This window comes from Acinetobacter kanungonis (genome assembly GCF_009939195.1).
GTDB classification, from domain to species: Bacteria; Pseudomonadota; Gammaproteobacteria; order Pseudomonadales; family Moraxellaceae; genus Acinetobacter; species Acinetobacter kanungonis.
Genome location: NZ_JAACKC010000001.1, coordinates 554099 through 577586, shown reverse-complemented (window position 1 = coordinate 577586; position 23488 = coordinate 554099). Strand labels below are relative to the sequence as shown.

Genomic DNA, 23488 nt, shown 5'->3' with positions numbered 1-23488 from the left:
ATAATGCAACATCTTCAGAACGGAAGCCAGCCATGATTCTACTCCATCTTTGTCAAGTTATCTTTAAGAAGGTTTGCAACTCTAATACCAAAGTTGTTGACAATCTTGTTGCATTTTAATTTATTTGTGCTTATTTTAGCTAATAATTGAACTGATTGTTGACAATATGCTAACCGAAGAGCTGTCTACGCAGACAAAACAAGCCGCTAATGCGACTTTAACAGACCAAATTTTCAGAAAGATTCAAACTGCAATTGTCAGTGGTGAAATTGCAGCGGGTAGCAAGATTTCTGAACCTGAGCTGGCTCGTGTGTATGGCATCAGTCGTGGTCCTTTACGTGAAGCCATTCATCGCCTAGAAGGGCAAAAATTGGTGGAACGGACTGCGCATGTCGGCGCACGTGTGGTGTCCTTGTCGCATCAGCAATTGTTCGAGCTGTATCAAATTCGTGAAAACTTAGAAGGACTGGCTTGTCGTTTGGCGGCACAAAGCATCGATAAGCAACAGATTCTAAACTTGCGTGAAGTGCTGCATATGCATGCACAGGACCCAGATTTTAAAGAAGGTAAAGGATATTACTTACAAGAAGGTCAGGACGATTTTCATTACTGCATCATCAAGAACTGTGGCAATAAAACCCTAGAAAAGATGCTGTGTGATGAGTTGTATCACTTGATTCGGATGTACCGAATTCAGTATTCCAAAACCCCAAATCGTCCACACAGAGCCTTGTCAGAACATATCCGTATTTTAGATGCCATTGCCGATGGTGATGCGGAACTGGCGGAGTTACTGATGCGTCGTCACATTGCCGCATCCTATCAAAATATTCAGCAACATATTTCTTAATCGTGAGGAGAGAGGGAGAACTTATGTCAACGTTATCAGCAGGACAGAAATTCCGTGATGCAGTCGCTAGCGAGCATCCTTTACAAGTCGTCGGCACCATCAATGCCAATCATGCATTATTGGCAAAGCGTGCAGGCTACAAAGCGATTTACTTATCTGGCGGTGGGGTTGCGGCAGGTTCTCTAGGTCTACCTGACTTAGGCATTAGCAACCTAGATGACGTTCTTACTGATGTACGCCGTATTACCGATGTTTGCGATCTACCTTTATTGGTGGATGCAGATACAGGTTTTGGCGCATCTGCATTTAACATTGCACGTACCACCAAAGCGCTAATCAAGTTTGGCGCAGCAGCCATGCACATTGAAGACCAAGTCGGTGCAAAGCGTTGTGGACACCGTCCAAACAAAGCCATTGTTTCACAACAAGAAATGGTAGACCGTATTAAAGCTGCTGTGGATGCACGTGGTGATGATAAGTTTGTGATTATGGCGCGTACCGATGCTTTAGCGGTTGAAGGTTTACAAGCGGCAATTGACCGTGCTGGGGCTTATATTGAAGCAGGTGCGGACATGTTGTTCCCTGAAGCGATCACTGAATTGGCCATGTACAAGCAATTTGCTGCTGCGACCCATGTGCCTATTTTGGCGAACATTACTGAATTTGGTTCTACGCCATTATTCACCACAGAAGAATTGGCTTCTGCGGACGTGAGCATTGCACTGTATCCACTTTCTGCATTCCGTGCCATGAACAAGGCGGCAGAAAACGTGTACACCACATTACGTAAAGAAGGCACGCAAAAGAATGTGGTCGACACCATGCAAACCCGCCAAGAATTGTATGACCGCATTAACTACCATGCGTTTGAACAATACCTTGATGCCTCTTTTGTAAAAAATAAATAACAACACAATTTACTAGACCATTCATCGTGTCTGCACAGGAAATACAGCAGTCACGATGAATCACAATGATTTGATCCACCCAATGGAAGAAGGAAGATCTTATGAATGCTACAACAACAGGATTTAAGCCAAAGAAGTCAGTTGCACTAAGCGGACAAGTTGCGGGGAATACAGCACTCTGTACCGTAGGTCGTAGTGGTAATGACTTGCACTACCGTGGTTACGACATTCTAGACCTTGCTGGTCAAAGCGAATTTGAAGAAGTGGCTTACCTTTTGGTACACGGCAAATTACCCAACAAAGCTGAACTGAAAGCCTATAAAAACAAATTAAAAGCACTTCGTGGCTTACCCGCATCGCTTAAAGCTGCGCTAGAACAGCTTCCGCCGTATGCACACCCAATGGACGTGATGCGTACAGGTGTTTCGGTGCTAGGTTGCTTAACCCCAGAACATGAAGACCATAACTATGCAGGCGCACGTGACATCGCAGACAAATTAATGGCATCTTTCGGTTCAATGTTGCTGTACTGGTACCACTTCAGCCACAACGGCAAACGCATTGAAGTTGAAACTGATGATGACTCAATTGGTGCGCACTTCCTGCATTTGTTACACGGTGAAAAACCATGTGAACAATGGATTCAAGCGATGCACACTTCATTGATCTTGTACGCAGAGCACGAGTTCAACGCCTCTACTTTCACGTCACGTGTGATTGCAGGTACAGGTTCAGACATGTACTCAACTATCGCAGGGGCGATTGGTGCATTACGTGGTCCGAAACACGGTGGTGCCAACGAAGTTGCATTCGTGATTCAACAGCGTTATGACAATGCTGATGAAGCAGAAGCGGACATTCGTAAGCGTGTAGAAAACAAAGAAGTGGTGATTGGTTTTGGTCACCCTGTTTACACCATTGCTGACCCACGTAACGAAGTGATCAAGCAAGTGGCGCTTGAACTGGCGGATGCACAAGAAAACAAAAAAATGTATTTGATTGCGGAACGTTTAGAAGCCGTGATGAAAGAAGTGAAAAACATGTTCCCGAACCTCGACTGGTTCAGTGCGGTAAGCTACCACTTAATGGGTGTTCCAACAGCAATGTTCACGCCATTATTCGTGATTGCGCGTACCGCAGGTTGGTCAGCGCACGTGATTGAACAGCGTCAAGACGGCAAAATTATTCGTCCAAGCGCGAACTACACAGGTCCTGAAAACCTCGAATTTAAACCATTAGCAGAGCGTGTTTAATGAATAGCCAATATCGTAAGACATTGCCAGGCACATCATTAGCTTACTATGATGTACGCCAAGCCGTTGAAGATATTCAGCCTGGTGCTTATGCGACATTGCCATACACCTCTAAAGTGTTGGCGGAACAGTTGGTTCGTCGCGCAGATGCAGAAAATTTAACTGCATACTTAACACAATTGATTGAACGCCGTCAGGATCTGGATTTCCCTTGGTATCCAGCGCGTGTGGTGTGTCATGACATCTTGGGTCAAACCGCATTGGTTGACCTTGCAGGTTTGCGTGATGCGATTGCAGACAAAGGTGGCGATCCATCTAAAGTCAATCCAGTGGTGCCAACCCAGTTGATCGTGGATCACTCTTTAGCTGTGGAATACGGTGGTTTTGATCCAGACGCGTTTGAGAAAAACCGTGCGGTAGAAGACCGTCGTAACGAAGACCGTTTCCACTTTATTGAGTGGACTAAAACGGCATTTAAAAACGTCGATGTGATTCCTGCGGGCAACGGCATTATGCACCAAATCAACTTGGAGAAAATGTCTCCAGTGATTCAGGCACGTGATGGCGTAGCTTTCCCAGATACCTGTGTAGGTACAGACTCACACACACCACATACCGATGCTTTAGGTGTTATTTCAATTGGCGTGGGCGGCTTAGAAGCTGAAAACGTAATGTTGGGTCGTGCATCTTGGATGCGTCTGCCAGACATTATTGGGGTTGAGTTTGTTGGTCAGCGTCAAGCGGGCATCACGGCAACTGATATCGTGCTTGCATTGACTGAGTTCTTGCGTAAAGAGCGCGTGGTGGGTGCATACCTCGAATTCTTCGGTGAAGGTGCAGACAGCATGTCGGTGGGTGATCGTGCCACGATTTCCAACATGACTCCAGAATATGGCGCAACTGCGGCAATGTTCTACATTGACCAAAACACCATTGATTACTTACGCCTAACTGGTCGTGAAGATGCACAAGTGGCATTGGTTGAACAATATGCGAAAGAAATCGGTCTTTGGGCATCAGACATGACCAAAGCTGAGTATCCACGTGTTCTTCGTTTTGATCTTTCTACCGTAACCCGTAATATCGCTGGTCCATCAAATCCGCATGCACGTGTTTCTACGGCTGATTTGAAAGAGAAAGGCATTGCAGGTGTGGTTGAGCACCGTACCGATGGCTTAATGCCAGATGGTGCAATCATCATCGCGGCAATTACTTCGTGTACCAATACTTCAAACCCACGTAACACAGTTGCTGCTGGTTTGTTGGCACGTAAAGCCAATGAACTTGGTTTGGTGCGTAAGCCTTGGGTGAAATCATCATTTGCACCGGGTTCAAAAGCGGCTGCATTGTATTTAGAAGAAGCAGGTGTCTTGGGTGATCTTGAGAAACTGGGCTTTGGTATCGTGGCGTATGCCTGCACCACCTGTAACGGGATGTCTGGTGCGCTTGATCCGAAAATCCAGCAAGAAATCATTGACCGTGACTTGTATGCGACAGCGGTACTGTCGGGTAACCGTAACTTCGATGGTCGTATCCATCCATATGCAAAACAAGCGTTCTTGGCATCTCCACCGCTAGTTGTTGCGTATGCGATTGCGGGTACGATTCGTTTTGATATCGAAAAAGATGCACTGGGCACAGACAAAGACGGTAATCCAATTTACCTGAAAGACATTTGGCCTTCCGATGCTGAAATTGATGCACTGGTAAAAGATGCGGTGAAGCCTGAACAATTCCGTAAAGTCTACATTCCTATGTTTGACTTGGGCGAAGTTGAGCAAGCGGAAAGCCCACTTTACGACTGGCGTCCACAAAGTACTTATATTCGCCGTCCGCCATATTGGGAAGGTGCGTTGGCTGCGCCACGTACTTTGGCAAATATGCGTCCGTTGGCAATTTTGGGTGACAACATCACCACAGACCATTTGTCGCCTTCAAATGCGATTTTGATGGACTCTGCGGCAGGTGAATACCTACACAAAATGGGCGTACCTGAAGAAGACTTCAACTCTTACGCTACGCACCGTGGTGACCACTTAACAGCACAACGTGCAACATTTGCGAATCCGAAATTGTTTAACGAAATGGTGCGTCGTTCTGACGGTACTGTTAAACAAGGTTCGAAAGCGCGCGTAGAGCCAGAAGGCGAAGTGATGCGTATGTGGGAAGCGATTGAAACTTACATGAATCGTAAGCAACCGCTCATCATCATTGCAGGTGCAGACTATGGTCAAGGTTCTAGCCGTGATTGGGCTGCGAAAGGTGTACGTCTTGCAGGTGTAGAAGCAATTGTCGCGGAAGGTTTTGAGCGTATTCACCGTACCAACTTGGTGGGTATGGGCGTGTTACCACTTGAGTTTAAAGCAGGTGTAAACCGTAATACTTTGAAGCTGGATGGTACTGAGCTATACAGCGTGATTGGTAATATTGCACCACGTTCGACCTTAACTTTAGTGATTGAACGTGCAACGGCTGATGGTAAGAATGAAGTTGTGGAAGTGCCTGTCACTTGCCGCTTAGATACAGAAGAAGAAGTGTCTGTATATGAAGCGGGTGGTGTACTTCAGCGTTTTGCTCAGGACTTTTTGGAAAGCCAAGAAGAGAAAGAACAATTAACAGCTTAATTTAAAGTATTTGAAATTGTTTTAAAAAAGCCCTACTTTTGAGTGGGGTTTTTTAATTCGAGTGTGAAATGTCTTTACTGCGAGAAATTCAAAATGATGCTGTAAATTCAAATGTAAATGTTTCAGATTTATTGAGGAAATGTAAAATTCTAGCTTATAGGCTAGGAAATGAGGATTTTAAAAGTTGGGTGGATTTTGAACTTAACGGTTATAGTTCTGAAGATTTATTGCCAAACTATAGAACAATATTTGTCGGGTCTAAAGGACATTTTGTAGGTAGCTTTGGTAGTAGCTTGAGTAATGCAGATATTCCGACCCATGGTCTTCCTAATTGGTTACAAGAGTCATGTTCTAAAGCTGATTTTAAAAGTCCAATTGCAACTTTAGAAAGTTATACAATCAATGATAAAAATGGGCAATTAACACAGAGTTGGGACCCAGCGATATTAGCTAAATATGGCTCGAATATGTACAGAGGTATGAATTGTATACAAGCATGGAAAGTAATTCCAGTAGCCTCTGTTATAGGTATAATTGATACTGTCAAAACTAAGATTTTAAATTTTGTATTAGAAATAGAAGTGATAAATCCTCAAGCTGGAGAAGCAGAGTTGAATTCAAATCCAATTCCTCAAGATAAAGTAAGTCAGATTTTTAATATTAATATTTCAGGTAATGTTCAGAATCTAGCTTCAGGGAATACTCATAGTACTATTCACCAAAAAGTTAATAATAATCAAATTCCCGAAGAATTTATTCAGTTAATAAATGATTTAGGGAAATCAGATATTGATGATGAGATTGTTTTAGAGGTTTCAAAAAGAATTGAAATATTAGGAGCTTCTATAGGTACAGATCAATATAAAACACTTTTTAGTGATTTTATGAGTTTTGCTTCGAATTCTGCTACTGTTTTGGGTTTTATTGCGCCATATATTCCGATGCTATCTAGTTATTTAAGTTGAATTTTTTAAAATAAAATGGGTATTAATAATATTAGATGACTTTTTATATGTATGCTTAAACTCTTGCCAAATAGAAAAGCATTCATTAAATATTTTACAATTTTGCCATGACCCCTGCGGTCACAAAATAGACTCTACAATCTCAAAAGCTTGTCTATACTCTGTTCACCATTTTTAAAACACATGGAGAACAAAAATGGTTACTGCTGGCGAAAAACCTGGAACAGGCTTCTATTTTTGTATTCAATGCGGACACCGCACCTATTTAGAAATTGGTACTGATCGTTTACCCCCGTGTACCAAATGCCTTGGCAATCAATTCAATAGTAAGAATGCCTAAGCCGCAAACACCAAGCAGTTATCTGCTGTTTTGAATTAAGCCCTGTCACACTCGATAGGGCTTTTTATTTGCATGAAGAAAAGCATTTAAGAGCGTAAAAAACAGATTGAATCGCTCAACTGTATGTGAAACTTAGAGCGAGTGTTCATCATCAATACACTTAGAGAATAGGGTATATGAGATCTAAAGCATTATTTAGGTTTATAAGGTAATCAAATATTCACTTTAATGATTAAATTTTAGTTGGTTCACCAATTTTTTGAATACATCATTTCTTACACTTATGACACCATTATTTTTTGAAATGACCAATAGACATTCAGCATAAGCGCGTTATACTAGGGATACCATTTCTAAAAGAACATAAGGAGAACCAAAATGGTAACTGCTGGCGAACAACCTGGAACAGGTTTCTATTTTTGTGTTCAATGCGGACGTCGCGTCTACTTAGAAATTGGTACTGATCGTTTACCCCCGTGTACCAAATGCGCTTGCACTCAATTTAAAAAATAAAAGTGTTTAAGTAACAATGCCAAAACAGACAACCCTGTTTTGGAAAAAGCCCTATTACTCAATAGGGCTTTTTGTTGTCATCTATATTTTAGAACGATGTGATTTGATGTGTAGTCATCCTAATTGAGCGATTGATTAATTCAACTCTTGCGCTAAAAGTTGTCCTTCGGTGGTCAGTTTTTCTGCCATTTCTGCTGTTTTCTTCAACCCCGGCATACGGTACTCGGTATGACCATAATCATGTATAGACTTCCAGCGTCCACCCCACGTTAAACCTACTGATTCGGCAACTTCACCATACAGTTGATAGCCTTTCCAAGCCCAAGGGTCACGTTCTGAAATCACGACTTTGCCATCCCGTTTAAAGGCCACATCTGCGGCCAGACCAAATTGGTGATAGCTCTGAAACGCCTTGGCACGGGTGGTGTTCTTGTTACCAGACAGCATATTTTGACGCGCAGGGCTACGGTAACCTTCCAGTAAAACCAGCTCATAGTTATGACGTTCTTTCATAATCTTAAAGACCATCAACAAGCGTTGCTTATAGCGCGGGTTCATACGATCCCATTTACGGTCAATCAGCGAAGTATCAAAATGCCCATGACTTTGTTCAAAGGTGCTCTCCCGTTCCAAAGAGAAAGGTTGAGCAGTCACACTGTTGTTCTGTGCCTGATACTGTTGTTCCATTTGCATGGCTTCAACAATAGCGGCATCGACCAACTGTTCATCCACTTCTGGCGGAGGCGTCAGCATTTCACCATTTAACAGCGCATAAATTTGCGGGTCGACCTGTTCCAGATAATTGGCTTCAACTTTGGTGGGATCAATAGGTCGCGTAAAGGCAAACAATACAATACTGCCCAACAGGAAAAATCCTGCAATCAGAATCCACCATTGTTGCAAATGCCAATGGGTTTGAGTCTGTTCAGCCGAAGCGGCATATCCCATTTCTTGGGCAAAATGACGTGCATGCCCCAGCTTCTGCTTACTGCTGGGTAAAATCAGCCGTACATAATTGAGGGTTCGCAGCCTAAGCTCATAAGACATCAATAGGCTCAAGCCAATCACCAGCGCCAAAAAACTACAGCCAATAAAAATGATCATTTTAGTTCGAATGCACTGCTGGAGAAGATGGATGAGTGGCTTGCATTTGCGGCTGGGCTAATTCAATTTCTTTATCCAGCTGATCTAAAAGAGCAGGTTTGACGACGCCCTGAGGCAAAGGTTTGACTGCTGGGGTCACTGCTTGAGGTTTGTGAATTTTCCTCTCAATCACGACTTCTTTACTGATGGGGTTCGTTTCTTGCCCCTGAGCGAGATTGGCAAAAGGTGAGCTGTTTGGTGCTGGTGCATTCAGGGTATTGACCCCGTTTACAGGATGCTTGAACAGGGCTGACATTTCTTGATCATTCAACTGATTGGGATAATCAACATCTTCAGCTTCAGTGAGCGTATTCGGATTGCCTGTAGGCTTTATTTCAGAAGCAACAGATGGCGTATCGGCCTCTCTAGTTTCACTCTGCGTTGTTGATGCCGTTGATGGTTGTACATCTTGAGCATAAATAAAAAAAACAAATAAGCCGCCACTTAAAAGAATGCCACCGACAAAACCTGCAATAAGGTACAGGCTTGAACGCTTTGGAGCTGGAGATGGCGATGCTTTTAAAATACGTATGGAGTTTTGCTTGTCTTGTGCCATAAATCCGCCACCATTTATGGTAAATAAATAGTGATATTCGCCTGTTCAGTTGGCGTAGTAATCACATTGTTAAATGGTGCAAGGGAGTTTTGCGTGTGTTGACTCAGCGAGTATCTTAAACCTGCAAAAGCCAGAAGGCTAAAAATCAATAAGAACAAAATGATCCAGACAAAGGGTAATTCGCGATGGATGATATTTTTAATTTGATCGGGTAAGGCTGAAAAAGGCGAGAATGCAGCTTTTTTACCTTTTAGGTAATCAATTTCATCTCCGACACGGGAAACTAAATGGTTTAAACTTTCAATCGATTCAATGCGATATTTGCCTTGAAAGCCCAATAGCATGCAGTAATGGAACACTTCCAGTGATGCTAGACGGTCTTTGCCTTTGCTGCGCAATTGCTCCAAAATTTCAAAAAACTGATAACCTGCCAGTTGTGAACCAAATAAACTCAATTGCAAAGGATTAATCAGCCAGACATTTTGCAGGTTAAAGAATGCATCGTCTTGTTGGGTCACAATGGTTTCATCCAGCAAGGCGCAATAGGCATATTTCGCATCATGGATGTCATCTGCAGAAAAATGTAATTTACGGGCTTGCTGTTCAAAGCGATGCAACAAATCCAGCACCTTCTCACGAAACTGGGCGGGATTGCTCGGGACATATTGATTGCGAATTAAAAACACCACATAAAAACCGTCATACAGCAGATCGGTCAATGTCGAGCTGTGCTGAACTGTGGCTGGTGCAGTGGGCAGTGCGCTGCTACCAATTTGACCGTCATCAAATAGAGAAGGTGCTTTAGTTGTTGAATTCATAACGATTGTTCCTTAAGCATTCATGACGGCAATTAATTCAATGCTGATGTCTTGGAAGCCTGAAGGCACGTAAATACAAATGCTTTCAGCATCCAGCATGTTTTGGTACAGCTCATGATGCGGCTCTACTTCGAAATAACTCACCCCTGAGCGCACAGGAATTGCAGTTGGAACTTGAATTAAATGATGCAGTGGAATGGCAGGCAGGGCAGCAACCACACGTTGTTCAACATCGACCGTACTCCCCACTTTAAAACGTAATGGAACAATCTGAATCAGCTCGTGTGTTTGCATCATGCTGCTAGATACACACACATAGAGACGGGTGTCGCGGGTAATCTTGTCTGTTTCCAGACTACCAACCCAATAAGAAGGGCGGGTTTCTTTCAGGCTAATACTGATGTAGCGGTTTGAAATAATAGTGTCTAACAAATCCCGCAAAATCTGGTCTAAGTTGTTAAAACTCTGTTGCAGTTGGTGGTGCTGATACTGGGGCAGTTGATCGACCTCATGTGCCGATGAAAAAGTCAGTAATGAACCTGTAAGCCGTAGCAATTCGCAGAACAATCGTTCAGGATGAATTTGTGGATGCTGGTAAATATGATTCAAGCTGGAGTAAGCCGTGTTGAGGGCATTGACCAGCCAAAAAGACACAATATCCCCAGAACGGAATTCAATCAGCTTTTGTTCATTTTCGCGATTATTGGTTTGGATGGTTTTAATCTTGGCGCGTATCACATTCAGAGTACGTTTCAGCTGAGTATATAAAGTCACGCTGGATTCAATATGCAAGATAGGGGGAATAAATTTATGATCAAGTTCAAATTGCCCTGAACTTTGTCGCTTAATTCGTCCTACAGCTAAATACAGAAAACCATCCATTTCATGTGCTGGAGTTTGATGTGGCTCTAAAAGTTTAAATTCGGCACGACGTTGCAATAGTGAAATTTCCGCAGGCGATGCATCGGTAAACAAGTCATGGGTTTGATTTAAATAACAATGGTAACGGCTGGATTGAGCATCTGACTCGTAGGCAACATTCTTTTTATTGGCTTGCACGATTGGCATTGCCAAGTAGATCTGCATTTCACCACGTAAATTTAACTGGTCCAGTAAAATCGGTTCAGGCAACAGATCTTGTGCAGGTGCAGCATAGATTTCACCATCTTGCCATAGCATTTCAATTGATGCCAAAGCCAACACGTTCAGGTGTAGCTGACTTTCATCAAATTGAATTTTTTGTATTCCATACGCAAAGGGAATGGTCGAGCGAATGGTATGGTTTAAATGCTGCTCATGATAACGGTCTTGTAGCTGAAAGTGTTGCGGACGTAAAAACAGTCCTTCACCCCAAAGAATTTTTTCTGCTTTAAACATGCAAATTACCAGTTACTTGTTTCATTATTTGTTGGTGAAATGCCCAATAATTCTTGTACAGATTCGAGCGGGTTTTCATTTTTAATCACTTGTGCCAGCCATTCATGCAAAGGCATTTGGCTCCATTTCACGGTTTTTTGCAGCATATAACTCACAGGGCTGTGTGGCTCATGGGTTTGGAAATAATCCGCAATTTCCTGCAAGACCTGAATGGCGTGCTCACGGTTTTGTAAGTGGTTCTGTGCAGAGGGTTGAAAACCTTGCTGCTGTTGCATCGGGAGAGTAGTCATGGCATGTGTATGGTCGGCTGGTACTACACCTGTATTGCTGCTTTGTGGAGTCATCAGGGAAGTGCTGTGCTGACTAGACTGAAACATTTCCGTTTTATAAATTTTTTTTAAAGATTTATGGATGTCTTCAAGTTGGGAATCAATCTGAGCAAAGCTTGGTGCTTCTAATTGCATTAACTGGTCAAGAACCTGTTTCAGACTCTCCCAGTGCGACAAAATCAGTTCAAAATTTTGATAGTTTTGTTGCTGAACACTTTTGGAACTGCCTGCAAGAGCAGCATCAAATTGTTCAAGTTGTTGCGAACTTGAGCTTAAGTCTTCATCTTCAGCCTGCTTGCGTTGCTGATTGTGTTGATACAGGAAATTTTCATAATCCATTAAACAATAAGCAGGAGCGGTTTCAATTAAAGGTGTTTTTCGAATTAAAACGGGAAGCTGATTGACCAAGCCTTTTAGTAAACCTAAACGCTGGTCTAAATCATCTTCTTCAATTTCTGGATGTAACTTGAGCCAGTATTGTTCTAACAGGCGATAGGACAGTTCCAATCCATTCGCAATGCCTTGAAAGCCCTCTAAATGTGCCCAAGCTTCAGATAACCAAGTCAGAAGGCGAATATCTTTGGATTTATTTGCCAGTAAGATGCTGCTTTGTTCTGCCACAAAATACCAATCGGCTTGTTTGGGTTCAGTCACCCAATCCCCAAGCGCCAGTAAAGGATCGTCTTCTGTACGGGCTTTCTTAATGGCATGAAACTCATTGGAAAAGGACAAGTCTTCTCCACATGCGCGAGAACCTGCAATCGGTTCAAGTAAAGTGTCTAATGTAAAATGCATGGCGTTTAATAATCTGATTGAGGCTTACATTGGTTCTAATTTAGATTTTTTAAGATTTTTCTTCTTAGACGTTTTGTTTTGTGGGTCGAGCACATACACAAACTCATCATCTTTCACATCAATCCAGATCTGTTGTGGCAATTTTTGTTCGCTTAATGCCAGCAAAATTTCGGTTGCCAAAGCAGGCAGAATTGTTGCATTTAAAATATGATCAACATTTCTGGCACCACTATCGACTTCGGTACAACGACTCAGCAATAACTCAGGCACATCTTCGCTATATTGCACTTGTGTTTGGTATTGCTGTTGTAGACGCTGAATGACTTTCGAGAGTTTGTGCTCAATAATTTGAATCAGCAGATCATCATGTAAAGGGAAGTACGGCACAATCCGCATGCGACCTAAAAAGGCAGGTTTGAATTGTTGATATAAACTTGGTTTGAGCTGATTCAATAACTCTTCTGCAGAAGGCCATTGCTCTACAGGCTGATTTAAACAGGCTTGCATAATGGCGCTAGAGCCTGTGTTTGAGGTCAGCAAAATGGTGGTGTTTTTGAAATCGATGAGACGACCTTCACCATCTTCCAGTGTGCCTTTATCAAAGACTTGATAGAACAGTTCTTGCACATCACTATGCGCTTTTTCAATTTCATCAAGTAATACAACGCTGTAAGGGTTGCGGCGTACTGCTTCGGTTAATACTCCGCCTTGACCATAGCCTACATAACCAGGAGGAGCCCCTTTTAAAGATGAAACGGTATGTGCTTCTTGGTATTCAGACATGTTGATGGTGATCAGGTGTGATTCTCCACCATACAATTCATCTGCCAAAGCCAACGCGGTTTCAGTTTTACCAACACCACTTGGTCCAACCAGTAAAAAGACACCTTGTGGTTTGTTCGGGTCTTCTAATTTGGCTTTAGAGGTTTTGATGCCTTGAACCAATTGATTTAAGGCATAGGTTTGTCCCATAACACGCTGTTCGAGTTTGGTTTCTAAGCTTAAAATTTGTTTAATTTCATCGCTGACCATATTGCCCACAGGAATACCTGTCCAGTCTGAAATAATTTCATGAATGATCTGGGCGTTGACTCGATCAAACACCAATGGATTTTGTCCTTGAAGCTGACTCAATTCATGACGCAGTTCTGTGATAGTGGGCTGAGTTTCTTGATCTTCGGATTGTTGCAAAGCTTGAATTTGCTGTACCAGTGACAATTCCTGTTGCCATTTTTGTTGAATGATTTGGATGTCATGTTCAACAGACTGAATCGATTGTTGAATGGTCTGGATACGTTCTTGATGAACAGGATGACAACGTTGCTCATTTTCCAGAAGATAAAGTTCAAGCCTTAAGTTATGTAATTGCGCTTGGCCTTGATCTAAAGCAACAGGTTGCGCATTCTGGGTCAAGGCAACACGTGCCGCGGCAGTATCCAGTACACTAATGGCTTTGTCGGGCAGTTGACGTCCCGTAATATAACGGTGTGAAGCATGTACCGCGGTTACAATGGCTTCATCGTCAATGTGCAGTTGGAAATGGTTCGACATGACTGGAACCATCGCGCGTAACATATCAATTGCAACGGCTTCGCTCGGTTCTTCAACCTTAATCACTTGAAAGCGACGACTTAATGCGGCATCTTTTTCAAAATACTGTTTGTATTCCGCCCACGTGGTTGCTGCAATGGTGCGGAGTTCACCCCGTGCCAAAGCGGGTTTAAGTAAGTTGGCCGCATCATTTTGTCCTGCCTGACCGCCAGCACCAATCAAACTATGCGCTTCATCAATAAACAGAATAATGGCTTGGCTAGAAGCTTGTACTTCTTGAATAATTTGTTTGAGTCGATTTTCGAACTCGCCTTTTACACTGGCACCAGCTTGTAATAGACCCATATCGAGGGTATGCAGTTGCACATTTTTTAAGGCTTCAGGCACATCGTTTTGGACAATTTTTAAGGCTAAGCCTTCCACAACTGCCGTTTTTCCAACCCCAGGTTCACCCGTTAAAATAGGGTTGTTTTGTCGACGACGCATTAGAATATCCAGCATGAGGCGGATTTCATGCTCACGTCCAATTACAGGATCAATCTCGCCTTTTTGTGCTTTTTGAGTCAAGTTAATGGTGTATTGATCCAATGCAGGCGTTGGGCTACGCACAGGTGGGGTTGCCACGGGTGTAGCTGCTGATGCTGTATCTGCTTGTTTTGCCTGATCCGATTCAATGCTATCCCGACAGATCTGCAAAAATTGGTGTTTCATGGTGTCGATTGGAACACTTTCCAGTAGGGTGGAAGCGCGACTGGCAATTTGAAATAAATCAGGTGCAGTTAATAATGCAACCAAGAGATGGCTACTGCGAATCACGGGGATTTGTTCGGCAGAAGCGACCAACCATGCCTGTTCAAACAATCGCACAATCGAAAGGGCAAAGATGGGAGTACGGGTATTTCCTTTGGGTAATTGCGCAATACTGTGTGATAAATCGCGGATTAAATCGGGTTCTGAAATTTTATATTTTTCTAATAATATTTTGAGATCATTATTTGAATGTTGTTTAACAATTTCTGAAAATAAATGTTCAATTTCTATTTCAAAATTCTGTTGAGAAACACAGAAATTTGCTGCCTTTTCAAGTGCCTCACGCACAGGATTAGACAATTTTGTAATTAAAACTTTTAAATTATTCATTATGGATCTCAGCTTTTGAGACTAAGAATAAATGCTTACTTTAATACAAGATTTTATAGGTAATAACTCATTAATAATAAAGTAATAATCAAGCGTTCTTAGTCAAAAAATCATAACTTTTAGCATGAAAAATTATGTTTTTAATTAATTGGTATAAAGTCGTGCGCATCTTATACCATAAAATTTAAGAAAAAAAGTGTTATTTAAATGTGCGGGATGTCACAAGGTGACGAAATTTGTCTTGACTTGTGCGGTTATTTTTTAGTTAAATCTGCCTACTTTAAAAATACATAAAGTAAAAACCAATTTTAATGGTTAAAACTTTAGACAAATACTTTATAAATAGAGGTTGTTTTGAAAACTAATATTTTGATATCTGCATGTTTATCACTGTGCTGTGTATCTATAAGTGCATTCGCTAGTACTTCAGAAGTGGATATATCTAGAAGCTGTATTAAGAAAAACCCATTAGTTTCGGGTGAAACTGACTCAGTGCTATTAAAAACATATAGCCAAATCTGTGACAAAAAAAATGCAGATAATAAAAATGGTTATTTAGTTCAAGCAGCTCAGCGTTTTCAACAGTTAGGTCGTAACGAAAAAGCGTTAACCATTGTGCAGCAACTTGAAGCAGAGAAAGTTCAAAGTAATACGCTGACGGATGTTAAGTTTTTAGCTGCAACAGGAATGGCAAATGACGCCTTAAAACAGATGCGTTCTAAGGAAATGCGTTATTTAAGTTCGGATATTACCTATCCAGCAGCGAATGAATTAATTCGTAGCATTGACTCTGCTAAACCAGCTTCTGTTTTATTAGAAACTGCGCTAAATACCGCAGAAAAAAATCAAAGCTCGACCAAATCTAGCAAGGTAAAAACAACAAAAGTTTCTACTTCAAAAACGAAGAGTAAGCCTAAAGCCAATCCTCCATCCAATAAAACAAAATCAACACCGACCATCGCAAAAAATAATACCAGTTCGAGTAATTCGAACAGCAGTGGTAATCCATTTGCAGGTCTATAACAATTTCAATTAAGGTTTTACATCATGGCTAAACGTGAAAGCGTGCAAAAGAAATTGCAACGTATTCGACCTCCGCGTGTTCAATTAACATATGACGTTGAAGTGGGCGAAGGCAAAGAAATTAAAGAATTACCCTTTGTTGTGGGTGTATTGGGAGATTTCTCTGCGGCATCTGAACATGAAAAAACCAAATTAAAAGATAAAAAGTTTATCAATGTCGATTTGGAAAATATTGATGAAGTCATGGAATCGCTTGCTCCCCGCGCTGCATTCCAAGTCGAGAACACCATGACTGAAACGGGTGGTCGTTTTGGTGTAGATTTAACTTTCAAATCGATGGAAGATTTTCGACCAGAGAATATTGCCCAGCAAATTGAACCGTTACGTAAATTGGTTGAGGCGCGTGAACGTCTCACAGATTTACGAAATAAAATTTCAAACAGTGAACGTTTGGAAGACTTGCTGGATGAGGTTCTAAAAAATACAGAACAAGTTCGACAGTTGAGTCAGGAAGTAGGTGCAGATCATGAATAATATGCAATCTGCACTGGCAGTTCAGGATACGGCTGCTGAATTCACCTTGCTGGATTCGATTGTTGAGCAAAGTCGCATTGCGCGAAATGATGATGAACATGACCGTGCAAAAAGCTTGATTGCTGAACTGGCAAAAGAAGTTATGGCGGGTACTATTACCGTTTCTGACAATATGTCGATGTCGATTGATAAGCGAATTGCAGAAATTGATGATTTGATTTCGCAACAACTTAGCAAAATTATGCATCATGCCGAATTTCAGAAAATCGAATCGACATGGCGTGGACTGTACTATTTCTGCCAAGAATCTCCATCTAATCCTTTGATTAAAATTCGTGTATTGAACACGACCAAGAAGGAACTGATTAAAGATTTCCAAAGTGCGACTGACTTTGACCAAAGCACTTTATTTAAGAAAATCTATGAAGAAGAGTATGGTTCCTTTGGTGGGGCGCCTTATGCGACTTTGATTGGTGATTTCGAGTTCGATCGTACACCTTCAGACATGTATTTACTTGAACAGATTTCACATGTTGCTGCTGCATCACATGCACCTTTTATTTCGGCAGCCAGCTGCAATATGTTGGGGCTGGAATCATTTACGGATATTGACCGTCCGCGTGATGTTTCAAAAATTTTTGAAACGGCTGAATATGTGCAGTGGCGCTCTTTCCGTGAAAGCGATGATGCCCGTTATGTGGCTTTAACCATGCCGCGTGTATTGGGCCGCTTACCGTATGATCCGAAACAAGGCTTGCAAACCGAAGGCTTTAATTTTGTTGAAGAAGTTTCAGGTCAAAATCACGAAGAATATTTATGGATGAATGCAGCTTATGCATTTGGAACCCGTTTAACCAATGCGTTTGATATGCATGGTTGGTGTGCTGCAATCCGTGGCGTCGAGGGTGGTGGTTTGGTTGAGGGTTTACCTGTACATACCTTTAAAACCAGCGATGGAGAAGTGGCATTTAAGTGTCCAACTGAAATTGCAATTACGGATCGTCGTGAAAAAGAACTCAGCGATTTGGGCTTTATTCCTTTAGTACATTGTAAGAACACGGATTATGCAGCCTTTTTTGGTGCGCAATCTGCACAAAAACCAAAAAAATACGATAGTGATACTGCGAATGCCAATTCTGCCTTATCAAGTCAGATTCAGTACATTATGGCTGTATCGCGAATTGCCCATTATTTAAAAGCCATGATGCGCGACAAAGTTGGCAGTTTTGCGTCTGCTGGTAATGTTGAAGCCTTTTTAAATGAATGGTTAGCAAAATATATACTACTGGATGACGGAGCCTCTCAAGAAGCGAAAGCACAATTTCCGCTAAGAGAAGCGTCCGTGAAAGTTGTAGAAAATCCAGCCGAGCCTGGTCACTACAAGTCTGTGGTTTTTCTAAGACCACATTTCCAGCTGGACGAGTTGTCCGTATCTTTGCGACTTGTCACTGAGTTGCCTCAGTCTTCTAATTAAATTAAGAACAGCTAAATAATTAAGAACTTTATAATATAGGATAACTCCATGAAAGATATATACGTCGAATTTCGAGGTAAATACAAAGTTGATGGTGAGTCTCGTGACTCTGAACACAAGGGTTGGTTAGAAGTAAACTCTTGGGCGCACAATATTCGCCAACCAAAATCAGCAACTTCTTCAAGTGTGGGTGGTCATACGGCAGAACGTGTTGAGCATGCAGATATGCATTTTGTGAAAGATCTTGATGCAACCAGCCCTAAACTTTGGGAAGCATGTTCAGCGGGTTATACCTTTGATGAAGTGCAAATCGACTTCTACCGCGCCAATGGTGATAAGCGTATCAAATACCTTCAAATCAAGCTGAAACACGTTCTTGTTTCTAGTGTTGCACCAAGCGTGAATGAAGAAGGCGTACCAACAGAAACTTTCGGTTTGAAATATGCAGCGGTTGAGTGGACCTATAACCAGCAAGATATCAATGGTACTGCGAAGGGTGCTGTGACGAAGAAATGGTCATTGTCTAATAACACAGCTTCTTATGCTGCTTAATTAGATTCAGTTCCGAAAATAGGGGGCAGCAAAGTTTGCTCCCTATTTTTGAATCACGATTTGTTAAATTTAGATCATAAAAAATGAGCTTAGATCAGCTATATCCTTACGGTTTCCGTTCTACACTTTTTGACCGTTTACTGCCAGAAAATGATGTCTTGAAAGGGCTGTCACTGCAAGAGTTAAGACAATCTGTCGCGCATGATCTTGAAGATTTACTCAATAGTCGCATGGCGAAACTGGATCATTTGATCGGGGATTATCCACTGGCCAAACAGTCTATTATCCAGTTTGGCATCATAGACTTTGTTGGATTGTCGACGGCTAACCCTTTAGATCGAGATAAAATTTGTCAGTCGATTGAACAATCTATTTCGGCACATGAGCCTCGTTTAAGACAAGTTAAAGTGGAAATGTTATTGGATGGGCACAATATGGGCGCGCTGTGCCTCACCATTCAGGCGTATTTAAATATCCATCCTCTGTACGAACCTGTTGTTTTTGATGCGTTATTAAAACCGACGACACAACAATACGTTGTTTCTGCACAGTCCTAAGCTTTCGAGAAAATGTTGTGATCGAAGAACTATTACCGTATTACGAAAAACAATTACAAGAATTTGGACAGCAGTCGCGAGAGTTTGCCAAAAAATATCCTAAAATTGCGCAACGATTGGCTTTGAACCAAGAGCAGATTGATGATCCGCATATTGAACGTTTGATACAAGCATTCTCTCTAATTGCAGCGCGAATCGATAAGAAATTAGCAGACAGTTACGATGTATTCACGCATTCCATTTTTGAGGTGATGTTTCCGCAGTATCTCCGTCATTTTCCTGCGTGTACAGTTATTAGTTTAGAAGATATTGAAAAGCAAAAAAAAATAACCGAAGCACATATTATTCCCGCAAAAACCTCACTCAAATCTAGAAGTGTAAAAGGTGTGCAATGTGAATTCAAAACCAGTGCGGACGTGTGTTTATTACCGCTGCAACTGAAGCGGGTAGAGTTTACATCTCGGCAAAGTTCACACATTCATCTGAATCAAAATGCCACACTGACATTCTCTTTTGAGGCTTTTAATCAGGCTGAAGTCTGGCTAGAACATCAGACTTTACCTATTTATCTGGATGCCATTTCAAATTTTCCTTTGCAGTTTTTAGATGCAGTTTTTAGAAATGAAACTCGCTTTTGCTTAAAATCAGGTGCTGAAAGCGTCGATATCGACAATCCGTTTGAGGTCATGGGATTTAGTGAGCAAGAAAGTCTATTGCCTCTAGATCAGCATACGCATCATGCATACCGTCTTTTAATGGAATATTTTTGTTTTCCAGAAAAATTTAATTATTTAAGATTGAATTTAAACTGTCTAAAAAAGTTAAAAACAAAATCAAATTATTTTGAGCTACACGTTCACTTAAAATTAAATTTAAGTGACCCTGCAATATTAAATAATTATTCTGCATTAAATATTGCGAACTTTAAGTTATTTACTTGCCATGCTGTGAATTTATTTGAAAAAAAGGCTGAACCACAAAAAATTGACCATAAGAAAATAGAATATCCAATTTTAACGGATGCTCATCATCCTGAGTATTATCGTGTTTATTCTGTTTTAAATATGCAGATGATACGAGAAAAACATGATCAGGCCGAGGTAAGTTATCCGATTTCTCCTTTTTTTGCCATGAGTCATGCACACAAAGATAATATTCAATATTTTTATGCACTAAATAGTAAAGTAAATCAGAAAAATATTGAAATGGGTTATTCCATTATTTCAAAACATCTGAATCCACAAGAAATAAAATCAGATTTTATTAGTACAACATTGCTTTGCTCGAATGGGGATTTACCTTATGAAGCAATGAGTTTGAGTAATCATGTTTTAAACACCACCAATACGGGCTTAATTCGGCATGCAACGGTCGTAAAAAGACCAACGGCTTGCTATACCTTTTCTGGCAATAAAGCCGAGCAATGGAGAATCGTTTCGCATCTTTCATTAAATTCAATGTCCTTCATGCAAGCCAATCCTGTGGATTATCTACAGGAGTTATTAACCCTATATAACTTACCGTGTTCGCAAGAAAATCATTTAATCATTAATGCCATTCAAGGCATCAAGTTTGATGTCAGTCACAAAATGATGAGTGCCAAGCCTTTCCCTGCATTTGTAAGAGGACTTAAAGTCACGGTATCGATCAAGCCTGAAATATTCCGTGGTCATAGCTTATATCTATTTAGCCAGCTATTAAGTCATGTATTTAATCTAAAAGTTCAGATCAATAGTTTTATTGATCTTTGCATTGTGGATAGTCAATCAGAACAGGAGTTATACCAATGCGTTCAGAACGTTGGTGGCAAGAAGCTTCTGTAATTGATCGGTTATTTCAGGTTCCTACAGCGTATGATTTTGTTCAAACAACACGCTTACTTAGACATGAACCTACATCGCAGCAGCAATTAGATTGGTCAAGTCGATTTAGCTTCGAGAGTTCAATTAATTTAAATTTTCCTGTTGCGGAAATTGAATCATTAACGCTTGAGGAAGACAAAATTGAGATTAAAAATCTCATGATTGGGCTGATGGGGATTCAAGGCGCTTTACCTTATAGCTACACCCAAAAAGTAAAGCTTGCGCCACGTAAACAACGACTGGAAATTCAGAAGTTTATTGGACTATTTAACCATAAACTGACCGCTCAATATGTGGATGCAAGTCTCGCTTACCATTTACCTGTTCGTTATGAAATTGAACACAACAATGATTATCTAAACATATTACATGCCCTAAGTGGTTTTCGATCAGAACAGGGCGGGAACCAAGATTTAGAGTATTTCTTTGCTGAATTTTCAGGACTGTTGCAAGGACAAAATAACAATGCACATGCTTTGCAAACGATGCTGAGCTGTGTATTGAAGCAGCACATTCATATTCAAGAATTTATTCCAGAATGTTTTTATTTAAATGACATGCAAAAGACCTGCTTAGGTGGTCAGCAGCGCAATGCACTTGGACAGAGTACTTTTTGTGGTGAAAAAGTTCGTCAAGTGGATGGAAAAATTGAAATACAGATTGGACCATTAAATTATGCGGACTATCTCAATTTTTTGCCGCAGAAATCTTTAAGTAAAAAACTAAAACAAATTATTCAGAGTTGGTGTAGTCCAACTTTGATGGTTGATATACGACTCATTTTAAAACAGACAGACCTACATTCGGTTGTTCTGGACTCTCATTCAGAGATGGGCTTAGGACAAAGCACATTTTTAATGCCTAGACTGGGTCAGGATCATCGTCAGTTTTGCTATAGCTTGCTAGGGGAAGGTTCTCATGCTTAAGAAAATTCTGACTACGCTGTTCAGTGTATTTCTCCTTAGCTCAACCTTAATCATTTTTTACTGGCAAGATTCAAAGTTTGATCCATCCCCACAAGATCTGTTGCTGTATTTTATTTTACTGCCATGCTTGATTAGTCTGGTGTTATTAAGCCCGTATTTGATTTGGTCTTGGTATAAAACTTCGGTAGAGAAAAAGCAGCAAAAAATGGATGCTGAACCCACTTCTACAGATTTGTCTGCCCAAGCATCCGTCGATATCGAACATATCCGTTTGAATGTCTATTCAAGCTCTTTACTCAGTGCGATGGGGAAAAACCAAGAGATCTTTAATCAAATGGATCAAATGCAGGCACCTACGCTTGATCCAGTGTTTAAAAACCAGTTTGGTCATCCCATTTTATCTTATCGAATTCCTGAACAGTTTGATGCAGATCTTGAAGATGAGTCTGCTGAGCATTTCATTGCAAGTATTCAAAAAAGAATCCAAACATTCATGCTCGCAGAGTTCTATGAAAATGAAGCCATGCTGCTCAGTCTAGTGGAGCATTTGAAACAATCGGCTATGTTCTATGATCAGCAGCTAGCCTATGAATATCGGATACATCCTGCATGGATCAAGCCAGATGCTGAACATGAGGATGACATACAGGTGCTGAAGGATATTCCTCGCCTCAATGTTTTGAATATGCATGTGGTGCTATCGGATGCATATTTGCACGTCTGGAATGAAAGTGACAGTGAGCAGCTGATTCTGGAATTTCTCGAAAATCTGGGTTTGCTCTCGCAGCAGGTCAAGATTCATTACCATTATTGGGATGCCCAAAATGCTTACTCAGAATGGCTGAATTTACTTAAAAAAATCAGCTCGCAATCCTTTGAGGTTTCATTTTTGCTGGTAACAGATTCAGCGCTCGATCAGGAAGTGATTGATGATCATCTATGGCAAGCCGAGCAATTTATTCCTGCAGAGTTTATCGGAAGTTGTTGTCTCGCCAGTGAAGCCCTACAAATTTTAGAAACGTCGAAACTCAAAGGGATTGATCTGCTTTCAAATGAGGCTAGCGTGGCGCATAGTTTAAAACGCTTCGAGATTGAGCATCTTGAGCAATATGACTTAGAAAATCCATTTGTGCTGCTACCCGACAACATTACTCAGGCGAAGGTGGTGCAACAGATTTCAAACTATTTTGCCGCATCAGCCATTCAGCCCCATCACTATTTATATAGTCATTACAGTTTAGGTCACACGCAAGACTTAGCCAAAATTTATGCCTTTATTTTAGGCTTACAAGCACCTGAATCTTTACAAAGCTTTATGTATAGCTTGGACGCAGCTCAGACCTTGGTGAGATTCCATACGGAAGAGTCACTCGCAGAATTCACAAATATATAAGATTA

General features: G+C 41.1%; 21 protein-coding genes. 15 read left to right on the top strand and 6 right to left on the bottom strand.

From position 1 onward, the window contains the following. The first annotated feature begins 166 nt into the window (after positions 1-166). From GWK51_RS02505 to GWK51_RS16505, 7 genes are all read left to right on the top strand, one after another. Entirely contained in the window at positions 167-850 is a 684-nt protein-coding gene (locus GWK51_RS02505; protein ID WP_161932542.1) for a GntR family transcriptional regulator, read from the top strand. A gap of 23 nt (positions 851-873) precedes the next feature. After that, positions 874-1758: a methylisocitrate lyase gene (prpB, locus tag GWK51_RS02500; RefSeq protein ID WP_131327042.1), complete on the top strand. Its 885-nt coding sequence runs from the start codon at positions 874-876 to the stop codon at positions 1756-1758. A 101-nt stretch (positions 1759-1859) separates the two neighbouring features. Further along, complete coding sequence (prpC, locus tag GWK51_RS02495) at positions 1860-3011, top strand: bifunctional 2-methylcitrate synthase/citrate synthase (protein WP_142769235.1); 1152 nt, start codon at positions 1860-1862, stop codon at positions 3009-3011. Then, on the top strand, positions 3011-5635 hold the full coding sequence (gene acnD, locus GWK51_RS02490; protein WP_161932541.1) for a Fe/S-dependent 2-methylisocitrate dehydratase AcnD: 2625 nt from the start codon (positions 3011-3013) through the stop codon (positions 5633-5635). Before prpC ends, acnD begins: the two co-directional genes overlap by 1 nt. A gap of 68 nt (positions 5636-5703) precedes the next feature. Further along, positions 5704-6600 (top strand): AbiTii domain-containing protein, encoded by an 897-nt coding sequence (locus tag GWK51_RS02485; RefSeq protein ID WP_161932540.1) that lies wholly within the window; start codon positions 5704-5706, stop codon positions 6598-6600. A 196-nt stretch (positions 6601-6796) separates the two neighbouring features. Then, a complete protein-coding gene (locus tag GWK51_RS02480) occupies positions 6797-6940 on the top strand; it encodes a zinc ribbon-containing protein (RefSeq protein ID WP_199949998.1) in 144 nt (47 codons plus the stop codon). A 363-nt stretch (positions 6941-7303) separates the two neighbouring features. Next, the gene (locus GWK51_RS16505; protein ID WP_322869399.1) at positions 7304-7453 is read left to right on the top strand and encodes a zinc ribbon-containing protein; all 150 of its coding nucleotides are present in this window, start codon (positions 7304-7306) and stop codon (positions 7451-7453) included. 135 nt (positions 7454-7588) lie between these two features. On the opposite strand, the gene GWK51_RS02470 is transcribed toward GWK51_RS16505, so the two are convergent. The 6 genes from GWK51_RS02470 to tssH are packed head-to-tail and all read right to left on the bottom strand — an operon-like array spanning position 7589 to position 15162. Continuing rightward, positions 7589-8557, bottom strand: a complete 969-nt coding sequence (locus tag GWK51_RS02470; protein WP_161932539.1) for a M15 family metallopeptidase — start codon at positions 8555-8557, stop codon at positions 7589-7591. 1 nt (position 8558) lies between these two features. Continuing rightward, positions 8559-9152: a hypothetical protein gene (locus tag GWK51_RS02465; RefSeq protein WP_161932538.1), complete on the bottom strand. Its 594-nt coding sequence runs from the start codon at positions 9150-9152 to the stop codon at positions 8559-8561. 14 nt (positions 9153-9166) lie between these two features. Beyond that, positions 9167-9970, bottom strand: a complete 804-nt coding sequence (locus GWK51_RS02460) for a DotU family type IV/VI secretion system protein (RefSeq protein ID WP_142769230.1) — start codon at positions 9968-9970, stop codon at positions 9167-9169. A 12-nt stretch (positions 9971-9982) separates the two neighbouring features. Beyond that, positions 9983-11347 (bottom strand): type VI secretion system baseplate subunit TssK, encoded by a 1365-nt coding sequence (gene tssK / locus GWK51_RS02455; RefSeq protein ID WP_161932537.1) that lies wholly within the window; start codon positions 11345-11347, stop codon positions 9983-9985. 5 nt (positions 11348-11352) lie between these two features. Beyond that, positions 11353-12471 carry a type VI secretion system protein TssA gene (gene tssA / locus GWK51_RS02450; RefSeq protein WP_161932536.1) on the bottom strand — a complete coding sequence of 373 codons (1119 nt, stop codon included), beginning with the start codon at positions 12469-12471 and terminating at the stop codon, positions 11353-11355. Between the two features lie 24 nt (positions 12472-12495). Then, positions 12496-15162 carry a type VI secretion system ATPase TssH gene (gene tssH, locus GWK51_RS02445; RefSeq protein WP_216071663.1) on the bottom strand — a complete coding sequence of 889 codons (2667 nt, stop codon included), beginning with the start codon at positions 15160-15162 and terminating at the stop codon, positions 12496-12498. A 354-nt stretch (positions 15163-15516) separates the two neighbouring features. Here tssH and GWK51_RS02440 point away from each other — a divergent pair, with 354 nt between their 5' ends. From GWK51_RS02440 to GWK51_RS02405, 8 genes are all read left to right on the top strand, one after another. Further along, entirely contained in the window at positions 15517-16185 is a 669-nt protein-coding gene (locus GWK51_RS02440) for a hypothetical protein (RefSeq protein ID WP_216071662.1), read from the top strand. Between the two features lie 24 nt (positions 16186-16209). Continuing rightward, positions 16210-16719, top strand: coding sequence for a type VI secretion system contractile sheath small subunit (tssB, locus tag GWK51_RS02435; protein WP_142769225.1), 510 nt, complete (start codon positions 16210-16212; stop codon positions 16717-16719). Continuing rightward, a complete protein-coding gene (tssC, locus tag GWK51_RS02430; RefSeq protein WP_161932535.1) occupies positions 16712-18193 on the top strand; it encodes a type VI secretion system contractile sheath large subunit in 1482 nt (493 codons plus the stop codon). Before tssB ends, tssC begins: the two co-directional genes overlap by 8 nt. Before the next feature lie 48 nt (positions 18194-18241). Beyond that, complete coding sequence (locus tag GWK51_RS02425; RefSeq protein WP_016165884.1) at positions 18242-18745, top strand: Hcp family type VI secretion system effector; 504 nt, start codon at positions 18242-18244, stop codon at positions 18743-18745. Between the two features lie 83 nt (positions 18746-18828). Beyond that, a complete protein-coding gene (gene tssE, locus GWK51_RS02420) occupies positions 18829-19302 on the top strand; it encodes a type VI secretion system baseplate subunit TssE (RefSeq protein WP_161932534.1) in 474 nt (157 codons plus the stop codon). Positions 19303-19319: 17 nt separating this feature from the next. Beyond that, on the top strand, positions 19320-21125 hold the full coding sequence (gene tssF / locus GWK51_RS02415) for a type VI secretion system baseplate subunit TssF (RefSeq protein ID WP_161932533.1): 1806 nt from the start codon (positions 19320-19322) through the stop codon (positions 21123-21125). Continuing rightward, positions 21089-22090, top strand: coding sequence for a type VI secretion system baseplate subunit TssG (gene tssG / locus GWK51_RS02410; RefSeq protein ID WP_161932532.1), 1002 nt, complete (start codon positions 21089-21091; stop codon positions 22088-22090). The genes tssF and tssG overlap by 37 nt, the downstream gene beginning before the upstream one ends. Beyond that, positions 22083-23483, top strand: a complete 1401-nt coding sequence (locus tag GWK51_RS02405) for a hypothetical protein (protein ID WP_161932531.1) — start codon at positions 22083-22085, stop codon at positions 23481-23483. Before tssG ends, GWK51_RS02405 begins: the two co-directional genes overlap by 8 nt. Positions 23484-23488 lie beyond the last annotated feature (5 nt).